The sequence below is a fragment of the Virgibacillus sp. SK37 genome, assembly GCF_000725285.1.
Lineage (GTDB): Bacteria > Bacillota > Bacilli > Bacillales > Amphibacillaceae > Virgibacillus_Q.
In genome coordinates, this window is sequence record NZ_CP007161.1 from 390042 (window position 1) to 407635 (window position 17594).

At 38.2% G+C, this 17594-nt stretch carries 21 protein-coding genes, 1 tRNA gene and 1 riboswitch; of the genes, 7 read left to right on the forward strand and 15 right to left on the reverse strand.

Annotated features, from left to right (window positions below; translation table 11 throughout):
* Positions 1 to 101 precede the first annotated feature (101 nt).
* Together X953_RS19690 and X953_RS02020 are read left to right on the forward strand one after the other, a co-directional pair.
* On the forward strand, positions 102 to 251 hold the full coding sequence (locus X953_RS19690) for a hypothetical protein (protein ID WP_156958432.1): 150 nt from the start codon (positions 102 to 104) through the stop codon (positions 249 to 251).
* Positions 252 to 501: 250 nt separating this feature from the next.
* Positions 502 to 867, forward strand: a complete 366-nt coding sequence (locus tag X953_RS02020) for a hypothetical protein (protein ID WP_040954142.1) — start codon at positions 502 to 504, stop codon at positions 865 to 867.
* Positions 868 to 948: 81 nt separating this feature from the next.
* On the opposite strand, the gene X953_RS02025 is transcribed toward X953_RS02020, so the two are convergent.
* A complete protein-coding gene (locus X953_RS02025) occupies positions 949 to 1320 on the reverse strand; it encodes a carboxymuconolactone decarboxylase family protein (RefSeq protein WP_232217761.1) in 372 nt (123 codons plus the stop codon).
* A 143-nt stretch (positions 1321 to 1463) separates the two neighbouring features.
* Complete coding sequence (locus X953_RS02030; RefSeq protein WP_040954143.1) at positions 1464 to 2618, reverse strand: MFS transporter; 1155 nt, start codon at positions 2616 to 2618, stop codon at positions 1464 to 1466.
* Between the two features lie 143 nt (positions 2619 to 2761).
* Here X953_RS02030 and X953_RS02035 point away from each other — a divergent pair, with 143 nt between their 5' ends.
* From X953_RS02035 to X953_RS02045, 3 genes are all read left to right on the forward strand, one after another.
* The gene (locus tag X953_RS02035) at positions 2762 to 3520 is read left to right on the forward strand and encodes a TrmB family transcriptional regulator (protein WP_040954144.1); all 759 of its coding nucleotides are present in this window, start codon (positions 2762 to 2764) and stop codon (positions 3518 to 3520) included.
* 52 nt (positions 3521 to 3572) lie between these two features.
* The gene (locus tag X953_RS02040; RefSeq protein ID WP_040956918.1) at positions 3573 to 4361 is read left to right on the forward strand and encodes a phytoene/squalene synthase family protein; all 789 of its coding nucleotides are present in this window, start codon (positions 3573 to 3575) and stop codon (positions 4359 to 4361) included.
* A gap of 451 nt (positions 4362 to 4812) precedes the next feature.
* Positions 4813 to 6369, forward strand: coding sequence for a BCCT family transporter (locus tag X953_RS02045; RefSeq protein WP_040954145.1), 1557 nt, complete (start codon positions 4813 to 4815; stop codon positions 6367 to 6369).
* 200 nt (positions 6370 to 6569) lie between these two features.
* Here X953_RS02045 and X953_RS02050 read toward each other — a convergent pair whose 3' ends face one another.
* The 7 genes from X953_RS02050 to X953_RS02075 form a co-directional block, all read right to left on the reverse strand.
* Positions 6570 to 7214: a DUF4956 domain-containing protein gene (locus X953_RS02050; protein WP_232217763.1), complete on the reverse strand. Its 645-nt coding sequence runs from the start codon at positions 7212 to 7214 to the stop codon at positions 6570 to 6572.
* Position 7215: 1 nt separating this feature from the next.
* Positions 7216 to 7452: a VTC domain-containing protein gene (locus tag X953_RS20365; RefSeq protein ID WP_369792715.1), complete on the reverse strand. Its 237-nt coding sequence runs from the start codon at positions 7450 to 7452 to the stop codon at positions 7216 to 7218.
* Positions 7376 to 7903, reverse strand: a complete 528-nt coding sequence (locus X953_RS02055; RefSeq protein ID WP_052350017.1) for a polyphosphate polymerase domain-containing protein — start codon at positions 7901 to 7903, stop codon at positions 7376 to 7378. Before X953_RS02055 ends, X953_RS20365 begins: the two co-directional genes overlap by 77 nt.
* A gap of 118 nt (positions 7904 to 8021) precedes the next feature.
* Positions 8022 to 8225 carry a hypothetical protein gene (locus X953_RS02060; RefSeq protein ID WP_040954146.1) on the reverse strand — a complete coding sequence of 68 codons (204 nt, stop codon included), beginning with the start codon at positions 8223 to 8225 and terminating at the stop codon, positions 8022 to 8024.
* A gap of 82 nt (positions 8226 to 8307) precedes the next feature.
* Positions 8308 to 8811, reverse strand: coding sequence for a hypothetical protein (locus tag X953_RS02065; protein WP_040954147.1), 504 nt, complete (start codon positions 8809 to 8811; stop codon positions 8308 to 8310).
* A gap of 572 nt (positions 8812 to 9383) precedes the next feature.
* A complete protein-coding gene (locus X953_RS02070; RefSeq protein WP_040954148.1) occupies positions 9384 to 9803 on the reverse strand; it encodes a universal stress protein in 420 nt (139 codons plus the stop codon).
* Between the two features lie 16 nt (positions 9804 to 9819).
* On the reverse strand, positions 9820 to 10857 hold the full coding sequence (locus X953_RS02075) for a YeiH family protein (RefSeq protein ID WP_040954149.1): 1038 nt from the start codon (positions 10855 to 10857) through the stop codon (positions 9820 to 9822).
* Positions 10858 to 10983: 126 nt separating this feature from the next.
* Between X953_RS02075 and X953_RS02080 the strand changes: the two genes are divergently transcribed.
* Positions 10984 to 11877, forward strand: a complete 894-nt coding sequence (locus X953_RS02080) for a LysR family transcriptional regulator (RefSeq protein ID WP_040954150.1) — start codon at positions 10984 to 10986, stop codon at positions 11875 to 11877.
* A gap of 68 nt (positions 11878 to 11945) precedes the next feature.
* A complete protein-coding gene (locus X953_RS02085) occupies positions 11946 to 12689 on the forward strand; it encodes a MerR family transcriptional regulator (RefSeq protein WP_040956920.1) in 744 nt (247 codons plus the stop codon).
* 76 nt (positions 12690 to 12765) lie between these two features.
* Here the strand turns inward: X953_RS02085 and thiE are convergent, their stop codons facing one another.
* From thiE to X953_RS02115, 6 genes are all read right to left on the reverse strand, one after another.
* Positions 12766 to 13386, reverse strand: coding sequence for a thiamine phosphate synthase (gene thiE / locus X953_RS02090; RefSeq protein ID WP_040954151.1), 621 nt, complete (start codon positions 13384 to 13386; stop codon positions 12766 to 12768).
* Positions 13383 to 14159 (reverse strand): hydroxyethylthiazole kinase, encoded by a 777-nt coding sequence (thiM, locus tag X953_RS02095; RefSeq protein WP_040954152.1) that lies wholly within the window; start codon positions 14157 to 14159, stop codon positions 13383 to 13385. The genes thiE and thiM overlap by 4 nt, the downstream gene beginning before the upstream one ends.
* 89 nt (positions 14160 to 14248) lie before the next feature.
* Complete coding sequence (thiD, locus tag X953_RS02100; RefSeq protein WP_040954153.1) at positions 14249 to 15061, reverse strand: bifunctional hydroxymethylpyrimidine kinase/phosphomethylpyrimidine kinase; 813 nt, start codon at positions 15059 to 15061, stop codon at positions 14249 to 14251.
* A gap of 220 nt (positions 15062 to 15281) precedes the next feature.
* Positions 15282 to 15767 (reverse strand): energy coupling factor transporter S component ThiW, encoded by a 486-nt coding sequence (gene thiW / locus X953_RS02105; protein WP_040954154.1) that lies wholly within the window; start codon positions 15765 to 15767, stop codon positions 15282 to 15284.
* Between the two features lie 87 nt (positions 15768 to 15854).
* Positions 15855 to 15954, reverse strand: a riboswitch (TPP riboswitch).
* Positions 15955 to 16025: 71 nt separating this feature from the next.
* Entirely contained in the window at positions 16026 to 17159 is a 1134-nt protein-coding gene (locus tag X953_RS02110) for a zinc-dependent alcohol dehydrogenase (RefSeq protein ID WP_040954155.1), read from the reverse strand.
* Between the two features lie 296 nt (positions 17160 to 17455).
* Positions 17456 to 17528: transfer RNA gene (locus tag X953_RS02115), tRNA-Ala, on the reverse strand.
* Positions 17529 to 17594: the final 66 nt, after the last annotated feature.

Consider the following 17594-nt stretch of genomic DNA (forward strand, 5'->3'; position numbering starts at 1 on the left):
ATTTTTAGAATTATTAGTTAAGCGCTTTCATTCGGGTAACAAAAACGAAGCAATTGTAATAAGTTAAAGAAAAGGAAGATAATCGCTGGGGGTTAATAATAATGAACTATTCGGGAGTAGGGCTTATTTTTATATCTTGTCTGTCTGTAGGGTCTGGTGTTGGGCTTCTTTTTGGAGAACTGGAAGTGGGAGGAGCAATCGGATTAGGTGCTGGAATTGTATTAACAGCCATATTTCGTAAAAACAAATAGTATAAAAATGATACAAGGTGATGGCGAGACACCTTGTTTACTGAATTACAAAACTATAAATTAATTTAGGGAACGGACAAGATGGTTTGTTGATTAATTAGAGAATGAATAGGGGAAATTCAAGTACCTTATTACAAGGGAGTTTTTGGGAAAGTATTGTATTTTCCTGTGCTTAAATTGTAGAATGTGTGATGAAGGTTATAAGAAGGTCCCCATTTAATAATATAAATTAAAAAAGAAGGAAGTTTTTATGAGTAATAAGAAAAATGAACAAAGGGTACGCAGATTTGCTGCTGAATTAATCCAGGAGAAAGGGTATGTCAGCCCGGTTGATCTATTTGTGAAAATGGAAACCTTAACACCAAAACAAGTAGAAGAATGGCGCTTTAAACGTATTCCTTACCTGGAACGAGTGACAAATGGAAATCTATCTAAATTAAATTTTATACTGAAATCATTAAGAGCATTTGCAAAGGAACAGAATTTAAAACCGTCTATCACAGTATACAAATCTTGGGGTAAAGGTCCGAAAAAGCAATTACGGTTTTCTAAATCGGGTGCACCGCATATGGAAGAATTGTATTCTACTCATGTGAAAAAGATGATTGCAAAATAGGACAGGTCTATTTGTGAACTATTTCAAAAGAGAAAAAGAGGTGGCTTGTGCTACCCTTTTTCTCTTCAATTTATGCGAACATCACTGTTTCATTTTGTAGTGATCAAACGTATCCATCGCTAACGTTACTCCTTGAGCGAAGGCAGCGCCTCCTCCTAAAGCTGCACTAACTGAAATAGCCTCCATAAATTCCTCTTCTGTTGCTCCGTTGTCTACTGCTCCCTTTGTGTGGTAAATGATGCAGTATTCATCTTGGGCATAAACACTGATACCAAGGGCAATTAGTTGCTTTTCTTTCTTATCAATAGCTCCTTTTTCAAAACAAGCGTCTGTGAAATCAAAATATGCTTTGGTAACTTTAGGGAAGCTTTTCTCAAATCTGCTGCTTCCTTGTTTATAATCCATAATAGATTGATCAAAATAATTTTCCAGTTCCTCATAATTTTCTTCCAAAGTGATCACTCCAATTCACCGTTGTATTAGGTTGCATAGTATAGTCTTATTAGAAAGTAACAAAATTATACATTTGTAATCATAGAGCAAAAAAATCCTACCTCAGACGTTGAAGTAGGATTTTATAATAAAAAATATTAAAGTTATGCTATCGCCTTGCTTCTCATCTTTACCATAGAAATTGTAGCAGTAGCTAAAGCGATTATAACGAAAAATCCACCAACTGTGGCATTATGCTCTACCCCTGATTGCTCAATAACAAGCCCTCCGAGGAAAGATCCAAAGGCAATTCCAAAGTGAAGCGCAGAATTATTTAAGCTTTGTTGTATATCTGAGGTTTCAGGAGCTGCTTCGATCAAATAACTCTGTAATGCGGGAGTAATTGCCCAACTCATCATGCTCCAAATGATCATGACAATCAAAAATACTGGTACTGCAAAGGTTGTATATGGAATGCTAAAAATAGCTACACCAAAAATAATAATTACGCCAATAATGGTAGGCTTGGCACCGAATTTATCAGCGAATGTACCTCCAATGCCGCCACCGAATACTGCTGCCACTCCAAATAGTAAGTAAACAATACTTACCCATGTCCCGTCTAACCCCATTGTTGATTTTAAGAAAGGAGTTAAATACGCATAAAGCGTTAAATGCCCTGCCAAAAATAAAAAGGTAGTCAATTGAGCAAAGAATATTTTCCGGTTTTTTAAAGTAGCTACCTGCTTAATTAAAGAAATTGATGGTTTTGGAGCAATTTTACCCATGAAAAAGTAGACCCCGAGAAAAGAGAATACAGTTAATACAGATATCAACATAAATGGTGCTCGCCAACCAAATGCATTACCAAGCATTAGCCCAAGTGGTACTCCTAAAACTAGAGAGCCACTAACACCCATCATTACAATTCCTATCGCTCTTCCTCGGTAATTTGGCTTTACAATATTAGAAGCAATGGTAATACATAAAACCACAAGCAAAGAGCCACTCGCTGCTGAAATGATTCGAGCTACAAATAATATGGTATAGGTTGGACTTATTACTGCTAGCATATTACCTGCTAGAAATATTACAAGTGAAATCAGCGTAAGCTTCTTTCTTTCTATTTTGTTGGTAGCTGATAAGAGAATTGGAGCAGCAATTGCAAAGACGAGTGAGAATACGGTAATAAGCATACCGGCCTTTCCTAGACTGATACCCAAGTCTGTTGCCACTAAATCAAGTATACCACCTATAATTAATTCGACCATTCCTACTACAAATGAAACGATTGTTAGTAAATAAACACGTTTATCCATTATTCATTTCCCTCTCCATTAAGTTACCACTATAATAGTAACTCGTATGGTGAGAAAAAACAAGAGCAAGTTCTCTTTTAAACAAATAAGTGAATTTATGCTATTATAGATGATATAAAGGAAGTTTCAGGGAGATTATAATTATGCTACAACAATTTGGTTTTACTCAATATGAAAGCCAAGTTTATCAAGCCTTGGCTACAAGCAATGAACCTCTGGATCCGTCTAGGGTTGTCAAACGCTCTGGCGTGCCGCGTGCTAAAGTTTATGAGGTACTTCATCGTTTGGGTGAAAAAGGTGTAATCCTTGAATCAACAACGGAAAAGAAAAGAGTATATGCTGCTTTGCCGATAGAAATGTTAGTTGAAAAATTAAAAGGTGACTTTAACTATAAAATAGAAAAGTTAAAAAAGATGGAAGCAACAGATATACCTACAGATGATCGTGTCTGGACATTGAAGGATGATCAGTCTATACAGGTTGTCTTAAAAGAGTTAATCCAGGAAGCAACTGCTTCTATCTTTATCTCAGGTTGGGCAGAGGATTTACAGAATGTACTACCCTTACTAGAAAACAAGTATGCACAGGGGCTTCAAGTTACCATGCATGTGATTGGTCAGTTAGAAACAGTCCTTTCTGATGTTTCTGTCCTTATTCCTGATGATTACCATGATAGCCTGGAACAAAGTCGGACCATAATTATTGACGAGCGGGAAATGCTTTTTGCCGGTATAGAAAACATGGAGTGGCAAGCAATTCGTACGCAATCGCGTCCACTTGTTAAGTTTTTTACAGAATTCTTTTATCATGATATAGCCTTGACGGAAATTACCAGAAAGTATAAAGATATTGTGGTAAAAGATACGGAGATACGAAACGTTTTAATGAAATTAAGGTATTAACCGGTTGAGGGAGGAAACAGGTTTGAATAACCAAGATGTACAAAAAGATGCCATGCGTGTTTTAAAACAAACAAGCAGAACATTTAATATTCCAATTAATTTACTAAAGCCTACTTTAAAGAAAACGGTTGCTTCAGCGTACCTTTGCATGCGAGCAATTGATGAGATAGAGGACCATGAGCAGCTTTCTTCAGATACGAAACAACAGCTACTCAGGGAAACGGCTAAACTTTTGAAAACCGAATTTGATGAAGAGGCTTATGTAAAACTTGTGAAGCCCTATGAATCTGTCTTGCCTGAAGTAACTCTCAGACTAGGTGATTGGATTGAAGTGTGTCCAGAAGGAATAACGGATAAAGTAACGGAATCCACTGCCATCATGGCAGAGGGGATGGCAAAATGGACAGAGAAAGACTGGATCATTCATACAAAGGAAGATCTGGATGATTATACGTATTATGTTGCAGGATTGGTTGGAGTTATGTTGTCTGATATCTGGGAATGGTATGATGGAACAAAGACGGATCGTGAACTTGCAATTGGCTACGGAAGAGGGTTGCAGGCAGTGAATATGATCAGAAATCAAAAGGAAGATGCTGAACGCGGCGTCCAATTTATACCAGATGGATGGACGAGAGAAGACATGTTTACATATGCTAAACGTAATTTAAAGCAGGCTGATGAATATATCAAAGTAATAAAAACTCGCAATATCCTTCTTTTTTGCCGAATTCCTCTCGCTTTGGCTAAGAAAACATTAAAAGCAATGGAAAATGGGCAGGAAAAAATGTCCCGTAATGAAGTGGAAGATACCGTAGAGGATATAATTAATAGAAAATAATGGTTGACCGTCTTATGATAAGGCGGTCTATTTTTTTAAAAATAACTATGTATCTCATTGAAGTTATGACGGACAAAGCATCCAAAAAAGCGGGTTTTCATGTTTAGTAAAAAGGGTATGAGAGAGAAAGAAAACGAGCTGAAATGTTTATCATAAAGTAGGTAAAGTACATGTAGACATTTTAAATTGTAAATGACTAACATATGAATAAACCTTATTTTTGTACTTTAAGTTTAGAATTCGATTATATTACATAGAATAAACGCAAAACGAAAAAGGCAATTAGAAAATTTGACGACGGAATTAGATTTACCTATAATTAAACATTGTATTTTAAAAAAAGAGCAAGCTGATGGCAGAGCATTTATGGTTATAGAGAGAGATTTCATATTTCGTTCCATCCAATGGTCGTATTTTGGCACTTGCTCCTAAATTAATTAGGAGGAAAATCGTGGATTTTTTTAAGAGGAACAAATTAGATTGGCCCGTTTTTATATTTAGTGGAGGTTTTCTAATTTTATTTATCCTATTGTCTTTGTTAAATAGTGAGATGGTGGATAGTGCAATTGGATTATTATTTGGATATGCAGCAGAGATTTTTGGAGGTTATTGGCAGTTATTATTACTTGGTAATTTTCTTATTGGACTATATTTGGCGTTTTCCAAGTATGGGAAGGTGCGTTTAGGAAAACAAAGTAAGCCTAAGTACAGTTATTTTCGCTGGATAGCCATGATCTTGGTTACCTTACTGGCAAGCGGAGGTGTCTTTTGGGCGGCTTCGGAGCCAATGTACCATTATATGAGTACACCACCGTTATTTGGCGGTGGGGAGTTTAATAATATAGCAGCAGCATTCGGGCAGTCCTTTTTGCATTGGGGGTTTCTTGCTTGGGCCATTCTTGGAACACTTGCAACTATAGTGATGATGTATGTTCACTATAATAAAGGCCTCCCACTACGACCAAGAGGATTATTATATCCTATATTTGGTGAAAAAATATATAAAAATAGTGCGTTGGGAACTACGGCAGATGTCTTTTCTGTTATTTCAACCGTCGCAGGTACATTAGGGCCGCTAGGATTTCTTGGTTTGCAAATATCCTATGGCCTAAATAGCCTTTTCAATGTCCCAAACACGCTAACGGTAAGTATTATAATTGTTTTAAGTTTAGCGGGTATTGCGGCGATTTCAGCAGCTACCGGAGTAGACCGAGGTATTCTTACGTTAAGCAGATATAATGTGGGGCTGACCATTGTACTTGCTGTCCTCGTCCTAATCATTGGGCCGACGATGTTTATTATTGACTCGTTTATCGGAGGAACAGGATTCCAGCTGCAAAACTTTCTTACAATGAGTTTGTATCGGGGAGATCATGCATGGCTTGGATCTTGGACTATATTCTTCTGGGGATGGTTTATCGGATATGCTCCAATGTTAATTGTATTCATTACTCGTATTTCAAGAGGAAGAACAATTAGGGATTTGATTATTGCTGTTTCCCTTGTTGCCCCAATTGTTAACAACTTTTGGTTTTCCGTTGTTGGTGGAACTGGTGTATTCTTTGAAAAGGAACATCCTGGTTCGATTTCCAATGCGCTAAATGAGGGCGGAATGCCTGCAGCTGTTTTGGCGATTACAGATCAATTACCTTTAGGAATGTGGATAGGTCTTGGATTCCTATTAGTTTCTGTTATTTTTGTAGCAACTACAGTTGATACAATGTCATACACAGTTGCTGCGACTTTAACGGGAAATGATAGTCCGAAACGATGGTTACGTGTTTTCTGGGCACTAATATTTGGAGTTACCACTGTGATGATCCTATCTATCGGGGAAGACAGTATAGCCTCTATCCAGAATTCAATAGTAATTACCGCAGTACCGGTATCCTTGCTCCTTCTGTCTCCTCTATGGAGTGCACCTAAAATTGCCAGAAAAATGGCATTGGATCAAGGGTTAATCTGGGAACGTGAAATGAGGAAAAAAGTAGATAAAGTGGAAAAATAATTTGTAACCCTAATGCCAAGACATTAGGGTTTTTTCTGGATTCCTATACTTAAATGTGGTGATGTGATGTTCACTTCACCACATTTGTCTGAGAACCTTTTTTATCTTAATTTAGTACGGCGGAGAGTTACGCTCTGCTGCGGATTAACCTTTTCAAAATAAATAACCTCACATGGTTTACAGGTAAGTTAGTGAAACTTTTAAATTCGCGTTTTTTCACGAATTCTATCAAGCAATTCTTTATCCTTGGTAGCATTTTTACTTCTAATAGAGTATGTGTATAATATCATGGTACCTAAGTTCGTTGTTTCCACTTGGCGTAGATCATGACTGAGTGTATATTCGATAAATATATCATCAAGCAGGTTTTCATGGTTAAGATTTTCTGGAACAGTAACCTTTAGAATTTGTGTATCCTTGCCCTTTCCGTATTCAAACTTATAAAGTAAGTAGAATAATAAGCTTGCAAAAACAGTCAAAATAACTGCTAAGTCAAATTGAAAAAAACCGCTTGTCATACCTACACATAAACCAAAGAAGATATAAGCAATATCCTTTGCGTCAGTTACAGCACTACGAAAGCGGATAAGAGAAAATACGGCAAATAGTCCAAAGGCAACTCCAGCATTACCACTAACGACATTCATTACAACGGACACAACCACACTCATAATAATAATTGTATGGACAAATGCTTGGGAGTATCTTTCTCCTGTAAAAGTAATATGATAAATTTTTGTTATGATTAAACTTAAAACTGCTGCAATAGCCATTGCAACCAAACTCATAAGGATAGATGAGTTCGTTCCATTAAAACCGTTAGCTAACTGATCAAAAATCTCCATTTTATCTTCCTCCAATTTCTATTAGTTCTTTTGAAATTCCGTTAGGCAAGGACTCTTTTTTTAACAGCTCCATGCTAGTGCAATATTTTGATGCACTTCTTTGCTCGCAGTTTAATTGCTGCAATATTCTTGTTAGCCATAACGGAACACTATCATCCACTTTAACTTCTAGCACAGCCATATCTTGAGGTAATTCGCAGATTTTTATCGTATAAGCCATGCAATGCATGCCTGTCATAGCTGACAATCATGCCTGGTTCCAGTTTATAAAGGTGACGAAAGTAATCAATTTCTCTTAATACTTGTAAATTAGAAGTATGAATTAATTCCAAAGACTCTCCCTGGGCGTTCTCCAGATAACGATATGCTTCTGATAAAGGTAGTACCATGCGCCGCTTATTAACAACCTTTTTATGCTTCTGCTTTACCTCAAAAAAGGCAGTACCATTTTTATCCGTGTCATTATAAACGCGTAGACGCAGTTTTTGACGATAGCGTAATTTGTTTTTTGTTTCAAAGTAAATTTTGTTATCCTTACTTTCAAAATACAAGCTGCTAACCGTATATCTACCTTCTGCCCCGAACTTATCAGCTCGCATATATGGCGATATTTGGTGTATTAATTCATTGTATTGATCTATAGATATAAGATACTTTTGTTCCTTTCTTCTAAATATTTCTATTGCCATTTTTTCTTCCTCCTTACCCTGTATGATAGATTAGCAGGATGAGAAATGAATGATAAATAGATTAGAAACCAATGAGAAAAGGGTGAAGTCACTTTTAATGACTTCACCCCGTATTACGTTACCTTACCCATTTATTTAATAAAGTTTTTGTGGCAATGACCAGAATGGCTAATGCGAAGACAATAACAGCAATCGCCCCAACAGCTACAAGTATATTAACAATCGTAGCAGAGGTAAGGAAAGCTGCAGCAACCTCAGTCACAAGAATTAAAGCAAAGCCGGCCAGGACAGCTGTTAAAAATAAAACGGCTAATTGATACATAATTAGTAACCTCCTTTCCTTACTACCTTATGAAAAAGTAAGAAAAGGTGACTGTGTGGTCAAATAAATTAATAATTATAAGCTAGTAACATTGATATGAATCAATTTTATCAAGGTCAATTCCATAATAAACCCACCTGTACCCTTGCCATCTGTATCCAGCAATTGACTTTCTTCCTACATAGGTCGGGTAGAACCAGAAAGAATCTCTACGTAGCCAGATATACGTGTAGCGATAAAGACACCCACGGATTCCCCCCGGATCTACAGCATATAGCTGTACTTGTGGTTGGGTAGGTTGGAAGGACGGAGGTGGCGAACTAGGTGGTCCTGCGGAAGGTTGTTGTCCTGGGAAATCTCCTCCAGGGAAGCCCCCAGGCTGTCCGGGAAATCCTCCGCCAGGAAATCCAGGGAATGGCCCTCCAGGCTGCCCTGGGAAACCGGGTGGTGGGCTCCCGGGAAATCCTCCAGGTTGCCCTGGGAATTGTTGGCCACCTCCAAAGATTTGGTTTAGCATATATCCAGGTAGATTAAATTGTCTTCCATCCTCATAATAATTATTTTCCGGTTCATATTGATAATTCATTAATATATCCTCCTTCAATAAATCCTTCTCTTTACTGTATGGATAGAAGTCTATATATGTATGGGCGATTATCCTAAATGGTACAATTTGATAAATGACCTTTTACCACTATTGTTGAAGATATCCAGGGGAAGATGTTGGAACTTTGCCAGGTTGATCATGTAAGAACGAAACAAAGTGAAGAGGTTCTAATGCAAATGTAGGGGTCCAAACGTATATTGTTCATTCATTGTTGGAGGACACTCCGACGTAACGAAAAAAACTATCGACAGTTGAGAGCGATAATTCCCGGGGAGTTGAGGTTAACTAGCAGCAGAACAAAAGTATCCGCTGCAGAAGAGATTAATCGGCAGGAGAGCGAAAGAAATATGTCTTAGATATTTAGGGACTAGTTATATTAGTTTTATCCAAAATAGAAGTTTGTAGTTTTACCAAGTTACTTCTTAGTTTATCCATTTTGCGAATCATAGAATAATACCAATATATATTAGAATCCTAAAAAACCATATCCGAATACAAGTAGTATTCGGATATGGCTCATTAATTTTTCGTAAGTATATGATATAAGTATCTTATTTTTTAACAACGAGCACAGGTTGCTCGGCACGTTGAAGCACACCATGAGCAACACTGCCAAGTAAGGCCCGATCAATAATACCTCGTCCGTGACTTCCTAAAATAATAAGGTCAGCATCCTGTTCATTCGCGACATCGCAGATAGTCTTACTTGGATGCCCCGTTTTATGAAGGAAATGAACTTTATTTTGGGAATCAGCGAGCTGCTTCTCTATAGTATTTTTGATACGTTCAGTAATTTCCTTTTCAGCCTCATCGACCACATCGGGGATGAAGTCATAGGCGTAATAATCCTTTGCTGTCACATACAATACAACTAGTTTTGCCTCTGGCCATGCCTTTAAATAGGTTTTCGCCATTTCAGTTGCATGCTCCGAATACGCTGATCCATCTGTAGCTAAGAGAATTGTATTCATCTTGCTCCCCCTTAATTTATATAATGAAAAAGGCTAAAAGAGAAACGAAAACTGATGTAATCGTCATTGCTATAAGTGGCTTTAAGGCCCTTGTTCGTAAATCTTGCAGGCTGACATTAAGTCCGAGTCCAACCATTGCAGCTGTTAGTAACCAAGCAGTTAATGTGTAGACACCTTCCATAGCCCCTTCAGATACTGGTAAAGCTTGCCCTGCACCAAATACATAGCTTCCTAAAATACTCATTACAATGAATCCTATTAAAAAGTAAGGAAAAGCGACTTTATTCTGGTCCTCCTCATTTCCTCTACTTTTTCTCTTCATAAAATAAATGAAGATGAAACAAAGGGGTACTAGTAAAAATACACGACCAAGCTTTGCGAGCAAAGCAATGGCAAGCGCACTGTCACCTGCTGGCTCTGCAGCAATAGCAACATGGGCAAGCTCATGCAGACTGGTTCCTGACCAGATTCCATAATCGATAGCATCTAATGGCAAAATTGGTCTTAACACGGTATAAAGAATAGCAAAAACAGTACCCATTAAAGCTATAATGCCCACACCGATTGCCGTATCTTCATCTTTGGCTTTTACAATTGGCGCGACTGCAGCAATTGCTGCTGCTCCACATACTCCTGTACCAACACCCAGTAGCAAGGAAATATTTTTATCTGCTTTAAATACACGTGCCAACCAAACTGTAACCCCTATTGCGAATGCGATAATCAAAGCATCTCGGGCAAGCAGGCCCAGGCCATCCTGAAATACTGTATCAATATTTAATTTAAGGCCATATAAGATAATCGCCAATCTCAGCAATTTCTTAGTTGAAAATGTAATTCCAGGACGAATCATTTCCGGGTACCCAAAAATCTGCCGATAAGCTACAGCAATAATAATGGCAGATGCTAGTTGCCCTACTTGATTAAAACCAGGAACTTTCGCTAATAGAAATCCTAAAAATGCAATAAAAAAAGTAAATGCTACCCCAGCAATCCACATAGGAAGTGAATTGGGATCTTTTTGTGTTTTAATTTGTTGTGCTTCCGTTGCCATAACAACACCTCCTGTTATTAGAATATAACTGTCACTACTATAAGTAAAATAAATTATTATAATATATACGATAAGTAAAATGTTATAGTTAAGTATATAACCCATTTATGTGGAGGGAGTAGACATATGGATCAACACCTAAAAATCTTTTTAACTGTAGCAGAAATGCAGAACTTTTCACGTGCGGCTGAGGAACATCATATGACACAGCCAGCGGTTAGCCAATATATCCGAACATTTGAGGAAATGATTGGAACTAGATTGCTAGAGAGAAATAATAAATACGTTCGTTTAAATAAAGCAGGTGAAATTGTATATCATCATGGAAAAGAGATATTGGGATTGTATACAAAAATGCAAAATTTAGTTGACGACCTTACTAATAAAGCAAGTGGACGATTGTTTATTGGTGCTAGTTATACATTTGGTGAATACGTGCTTCCGCGTATTATCTCCAGTCTTCAGGATATCTATCCAGATATTCATCCAGAGGTTACGATTGGTAATACGACTAAAATTTCAGATCTGGTAGCTACGAATCAATTAGATGTTGGAATTATAGAAGGCCAATTTATTGATGAAAAGTTAATTGCTGAAGAACTGGCAGAGGATGCAATGGTTGTTGTTGCTTCAGTTAACCATCCGTTAACGGAGAAAAAGGGAAAAATCCCAAGAGAAGCTTTGCAGAAGGAAACGTGGGTGGTCAGGGAGGAAGGTTCTGGAACAAGAGAAGCAACAGAAAAAGTTTTTAGGCAATTTAATTTATCGCCGGAAAAGCTTATGAATTTCAGTAGTACACAACTTATAAAGGAATCAGTTGAAGTTGGTTTAGGTATAAGTTTACTCTCCCAATGGACAATTCAAAAAGAGTTGAAAAATAACGATTTAAAAATATTGGAGGTTGCTGGTTTGCCACTACAACGGAAATTTTCCATCGTGACAAATTCGCGATTTCAAACAAAGGCACTCGAGGTGTTTTTGTCGATCTTGCGTAAAAATAAGTTACTGATGACTTTATAAATAAATAGCAAAATATTGTTGACTCTAACGTTACGTCATAGCTTATTGTTTTGTTAAGAAGGGAGGAGATAAAAATGAAGGTAAAGGAAGTGGCTGATTTAGTAGGTATCAGTGTGCGGACATTACACTATTATGATCAGATTGGTCTTTTAACCCCAGAATATTCAAATCCATCTGGATATCGTATGTACTCGGATCAGGATCTGGAAAAACTACAGCAAATTATGTTTTTTAGACAGCTTGGTTTTCCGCTAAAGAAAATAAAAGAAATAATGAATGATCCGGGTTTTGACCAAAGAGAGGCTTTGGAAATGCAGCGGAAATTGCTTCTGGAAAAACGAAACAGATTGGATCAAGTTATTAAGACAATTAACAAATCAATCAGGCATATGAAGGGAGAAGTTAATATGAGTAAGAAGGAAAGGTTTGAAGGGTTTGATTTCAGCAATAATCCTTACGAAGACGAAGCGCGTAGACGTTGGGGCGATAATGCGGTAGATCAAACGAATAATAAATTAAACCATATGAATGCAAATGATAAGAAAGAGCTTCAACAACAATTTAACGATATATACAGAAAATTAGCTGAAATACGGCACATGGATCCGGCATCCGAAATAGCTCAAGAGGGAATAAAAAAGTGGTATGATTATTTGAATAAAATAGGAGATTACCCACCAACTGTTTTTAAGGGGCTAGGCCAAATGTATGTCGAGGATGAGAGGTTCACTAAGAATATTGACCAATTTGGCGAGGGGCTAGCAGAATTCATGTGTGCAGCCATGGGAATCTTTGCTGATCGATATAAATAAACAGATGGGATGGGAGGGGGGGAATCTCTCTCATCCCATCTTTTATAGAATAATAGTGCACAAATGGTCTTGCCGTCTATATACTTTTTACAGCTTTTTTAATATCCTTTGCAGATGTAATGACGGAAATAACAGCAACGCCGTCTGCGCCAGCCTTAATAACTTTATCGGCATTTTCTGTATTTATCCCTCCAATACCAACCATAGGGAGTTCAGGGAAGTCATTTCGTAATGCTGCTATCCACTCGGTTCCCACGGCTTGTTTTGCATCATCTTTTGTTGTAGTAGCAAAAATGGGGCCTGCTCCGATATAGTCTACAAGGTGAAGCGGACTTGCCTTTACCTCGGAAGGATTGGATACGGATAAACCAAGAAGGAGATCCGGATAACGCAACCGGATTTCTTCTACATTTAAATCATCCTGACCAACATGGATTCCATCTGCATGAAGTAATTCCGCCAAATCTACATCATCATTAACAAAGAAAGGTATTTGATTTTCCTTACATATTTTCCTGAGTTCACTGCCAAGTTCAACCTTAGCGTCCCCGGATAAGGAACCAGCACCTTTTTCTCGAAATTGAAATGCTGTAATTCCTCCCGCAATAGCTTCTTTCAAAATTTCAGCAGGGGGCCGGAAGCAATTTTGGCTCCCCATTATAAAATATTTACGCAGGATTCTATGGATATAAGTCATGACTGACCATTCCTTAATTCTTCTGGATCATAGCCGAGCGCATCAATAAAATGAGGTAAGAAAGTGCCTGGACCATTTACCTCTTTTTTGGAGTAAGCATATTCAGCAGCAAGGCCATAGAAGGAGACTGCAGTTAGTGCTTGCGCTTCTGATGATCCCTCCGTTGCAAGACATGCGGTTACTATAGAACCAAGAAGGCAACCAGCTCCAGTAACCTTGGATAATATGGCATGCCCTGTTTTGTTGTATAGCAATTCGCCCCCATTACACACAATATCTGTTTCCCCTGTAATAATAGCCGTCGTATTATATGTGCTCGCAACCTTTAATGCGACCTTTTCAGCATCACCACTACCTACGGCTTCGACTCCCTTTCTTTCCCAAGGAATGTTTACGAGGTAGGCAAGTTCTCCAGCATTTCCTTTTATTGCTGTTACATGAACTTCTTTTAAAATTTGCTTCACAATGGAGGATCTAAAAGAACTGGCGCCAACACCCACAGGGTCAAGCACGACAGGTGCGCCTTTTTTGTTTGCAGCTTTACCTGCTTCAATCATTGCAGAGACCTCTTCTTGTTTTATTGTGCCTATATTGAGAAGCACTCCATCTGCTGCAGAAGCAATTGTACCCGCATCTTCTGGGGCTTTAGCCATAATTGGTGAACCACCAAATGAGAGCAAACCATTTGCTGTAAAGTTGATCACCACGTTATTTGTTAAATGATGAATAAGCGGGTTCTTTTCCCGTACCTCTTGAATAATAGAAAATTTCATTCTTTCACCCCTTCTTAAACGAAGTATAAAATTTTGCTCTAAAAGTTTCACTGGTTATGAAACATGTTCGTTCTTCAACCCCAAGTCTGCTAAACATGCTTCACACCCTTTTCCTCTCTTATTGCCCAATGTTTTGTAGGTCCACTACCAGAACCTAATGATAAGGAATGTTTAATCGCTGCAGTAACAAACTCTTTAGACTTTCTTACTGCTTCTATTAAGGTATCTCCTCTGCTTAGATATGCCGTAATTGCTGCAGAGTACGTACAACCTGTACCATGTGTGTTTTTTGTATTAATACGTTCTACCGTAAACGTGTGCAATTCCTTACCGTCAAAAAGAAAATCAATGGCTTCTCCCTGTATGTGACCACCTTTTACCAAGGCTGCTCCGGCACCAAGTTCTTTAACAATATATTCTGCAGCTTGCTTCATGTCCTCAGTAGAAGTTATTTTTTCACCGGTAATAAACTCTGCCTCAGGTATATTAGGGGTAACCACTGCTGTTAATGGTAATAAATGTTTCTTTAGGAAAGAACGAGCCTCTTTATTTATAAGAGCGTCCCCACTAGTCGCCACCATGACCGGATCCATGATATAAGGTACGTCCAAATCCGAGACCTTTCTTGCTATAACCTGCATCATGTCTGTATTTGCAATCATTCCTGTTTTAAAAGCATGGACTGGCATATCTGATAACACAGAATCCAGTTGCTGTTCAATCATGTTGAGTGGTAAATGATGAATGTCCTGTACGCCTGTCGTATTCTGAGCTACGATAGAGGTAAGTACCGACATGCCATAGGTTTGCAGTTCCTGAAATGTTTTCAAGTCTGCCTGGATGCCAGCTCCTCCTGAAGGGTCTGTGCCTGCGATTGTAAGTGCACATGCTACTTTACTCATAAACTATCACCATCTTTTCATAATTTTTAAGATCAAAAAACGCTGTCTGGTTTTAATAATCCTTCTTACAAATAATTATGCATAATAGGAAACCAAATAATTTAATAAGGGCATGTTGTACGTGTAATTGTAATTATTAAAAATGTTAGTCTTCAAGCTAATCCTCATACATTTTAAAAGGCAATTTAGTAAAAGGAGGACCGCAGCTAACTATGTATGGTTATACCTGAAGCACATGCCTTTGCTTCACCCGGATGACGATAAACCATCCTATAAAGGCACCTGTGACACTACTTACAAGAAATGGAGGCATAAAAAAGAACGCTCCAAACGAAGTTCCTAACAATATTTTGGAGAAAGGAACGGCAAACAAAGATCCAATAATCCCAGTACCAATTGCTTCTCCAACTGCGGCCCATGCCTTTTTGCCGAATTTGCGATAAAGATATCCAGCCAAAAAAGCGCCAATCATTCCCCCGGGAAAAGCTAGCAATGTACCGATCCCGAGCATGTTTCGTAGAAGTCCAATCATAAATGCAATCCCAACGGCTGGACCAGGGCCAAGTAATACGGCTGCCATTACATTAACAGCGTGCTGTACGGGATAAGCCTTTGCCACACCGGCAGGAAACCAGAGTAGTTGGGAACCTATTGTACCAATAGCTACAAATACGGCCATTGTTGTTAACATACGGGTTTTATTCATACATAAAACCTCCCTTCATCAGTCGTAAAAGAATACAAAAAAGCCAGACCCATAAGATGGACCTGGCTTCGGTAGATTGGATGATAGATAATTTATCCACTACTTCCCTCCGCTGGTATTAACCAGATCAGGTCCATAAGGGTCGGATCTTTCCTCTCAGCCCAAGTGGGCACCCCTAGTAGTACAACTAATATTAAATTGTTTGACAATTCATAGTATAACAGGAAGATTGTATTTTGTCATCAAATCCAAGGAATTCTATGGTTTGAAAATAACTTTAATACTATTATCTTCTTTTCTATCAAAAATATCATAGGCCTTTTCAGCATCGTCCAGCTTCATTTTGTGCGTAATAATGTCAGTTGGATCGAATTCATTATTCTCAATCATATCATATAGTTTTGGCATGAGATGAATGACAGGTGCTTGCCCCATTTTTAAGGAAACATTGCGTGTAAAGAAATCACCTAAAGGAAAATTATTTCCGTCAGAAGCATATACACCAGTCAATTGTACTGTCCCAAATTTACGTACCGCCTGGGAAGCAGTGATAATTGGGCTAATTGTTCCAAATTGGTTATCCATTTCCGAACCAAATTCCGTTTCTGGCGGTACTGTTCCGTCCATGCCGACACAATCGATAACGACCTCAGCTCCACCCTTGGTTTCTTCATGGAGAAGTTTACCGATCTCTTTATGTTCCTTGAAATTGTATGTTTCTACATTATTTGTTTTTTCTGCATGCTTGAGTCGGTAATCTACTTGATCGACAGCAATTACTCTTTTTGCCCCTTTTAGCCAAGCAAATTTCTGTGCCATTAAACCAATTGGTCCTGCACCGAGAATGACTGCTGTATCTCCTTTTTTCAATCCACTGTGCTCAACACTCCAATAAGCTGTTGGTAGGACGTCCGATAAAAACATTACTTGCTCATCATTCAGTTCACTGGATTCAGGTACTTTAAATGAAGTAAAATCTGCATAAGGAACTCTTAGGTACTCTGCCTGTCCACCTGGGAAATTACCCATCGGTTCGGCAAAACCGAAAAGACCGCCAACTTCACCATGAGGGTTAGAGTTATCGCATTGGCTTTCCATTTGGTTGTTACAGAAGAAACACTCACCGCAACCTATGTTAAAAGGGATAACTACTCTGTCGCCTTTTTTTAGGCTATTAACTTTGGAGCCTACTTCCTCTACAATACCCATTGGCTCATGTCCAACAACATAATCTTTTTCTGGGACAATCCCACCATGATATAGGTGAAGATCTGAACCACAAATACCACTTGCAGTAATTCGTACAATCATATCAGTTGGTTCTTGAACATCTGGAGCCTTTACATCCTTCGCCATCATTGATTTCTTACCTTGAAAAGTAACTGCTTTCATGCTGTCACATCCTTTTATAATGATATACAGACTATAACCGCATTTTTGATAACTAAAACACATGATATAAAAAATACGTAAGGTTTTCTGAATGGAAAAAGGAATTAATCAGCAGTAGAGTGAGAGTATCCAACACAGATATTCAGGAACTAGCTATAATTTGTTTGCCATACATATTTTCGGAACGTCTATTTACTATCACGCCAAAAGTTATTCCTTGTGGGTAACCGTAAACATATATAGTAGAGCCATTAGAACACAAAAAAGAAGCCATTAATATGGCTTCTTTTAAAAGATGGAGCATAGCGGGCTCGAACCGCTGACCTCTTGTCTGCCAGACAAGCGCTCTCCCAGCTGAGCTAATGCCCCGAGTACATTAAAGATTATATACGTATTTGAATAAGTTTTCAAGTATTAATAACAATTTTAAAGTCT

Excerpts from the sequence above, each read along its gene's own strand:
- X953_RS19690 (WP_156958432.1), top strand. The coding sequence starts at position 102 with ATGAACTATTCGGGAGTAGGGCTTATTTTTATATCTTGTCTGTCTGTA.
- X953_RS02020 (WP_040954142.1), top strand. The coding sequence starts at position 502 with ATGAGTAATAAGAAAAATGAACAAAGGGTACGCAGATTTGCTGCTGAA.
- X953_RS02030 (WP_040954143.1), bottom strand. The coding sequence starts at position 2,618 with ATGGATAAACGTGTTTATTTACTAACAATCGTTTCATTTGTAGTAGGA.
- X953_RS02035 (WP_040954144.1), top strand. The coding sequence starts at position 2,762 with ATGCTACAACAATTTGGTTTTACTCAATATGAAAGCCAAGTTTATCAA.
- X953_RS02040 (WP_040956918.1), top strand. The coding sequence starts at position 3,573 with ATGCGTGTTTTAAAACAAACAAGCAGAACATTTAATATTCCAATTAAT.
- X953_RS02050 (WP_232217763.1), bottom strand. The coding sequence starts at position 7,214 with ATGGAGATTTTTGATCAGTTAGCTAACGGTTTTAATGGAACGAACTCA.
- X953_RS20365 (WP_369792715.1), bottom strand. The coding sequence starts at position 7,452 with ATGACAGGCATGCATTGCATGGCTTATACGATAAAAATCTGCGAATTA.
- X953_RS02055 (WP_052350017.1), bottom strand. The coding sequence starts at position 7,903 with ATGGCAATAGAAATATTTAGAAGAAAGGAACAAAAGTATCTTATATCT.
- X953_RS02060 (WP_040954146.1), bottom strand. The coding sequence starts at position 8,225 with ATGTATCAATTAGCCGTTTTATTTTTAACAGCTGTCCTGGCCGGCTTT.
- X953_RS02065 (WP_040954147.1), bottom strand. The coding sequence starts at position 8,811 with ATGAATTATCAATATGAACCGGAAAATAATTATTATGAGGATGGAAGA.
- X953_RS02070 (WP_040954148.1), bottom strand. The coding sequence starts at position 9,803 with ATGAATACAATTCTCTTAGCTACAGATGGATCAGCGTATTCGGAGCAT.
- X953_RS02075 (WP_040954149.1), bottom strand. The coding sequence starts at position 10,857 with ATGGCAACGGAAGCACAACAAATTAAAACACAAAAAGATCCCAATTCA.
- X953_RS02080 (WP_040954150.1), top strand. The coding sequence starts at position 10,984 with ATGGATCAACACCTAAAAATCTTTTTAACTGTAGCAGAAATGCAGAAC.
- thiE (WP_040954151.1), bottom strand. The coding sequence starts at position 13,386 with ATGACTTATATCCATAGAATCCTGCGTAAATATTTTATAATGGGGAGC.
- thiM (WP_040954152.1), bottom strand. The coding sequence starts at position 14,159 with ATGAAATTTTCTATTATTCAAGAGGTACGGGAAAAGAACCCGCTTATT.
- thiD (WP_040954153.1), bottom strand. The coding sequence starts at position 15,061 with ATGAGTAAAGTAGCATGTGCACTTACAATCGCAGGCACAGACCCTTCA.
- thiW (WP_040954154.1), bottom strand. The coding sequence starts at position 15,767 with ATGAATAAAACCCGTATGTTAACAACAATGGCCGTATTTGTAGCTATT.
- X953_RS02110 (WP_040954155.1), bottom strand. The coding sequence starts at position 17,159 with ATGAAAGCAGTTACTTTTCAAGGTAAGAAATCAATGATGGCGAAGGAT.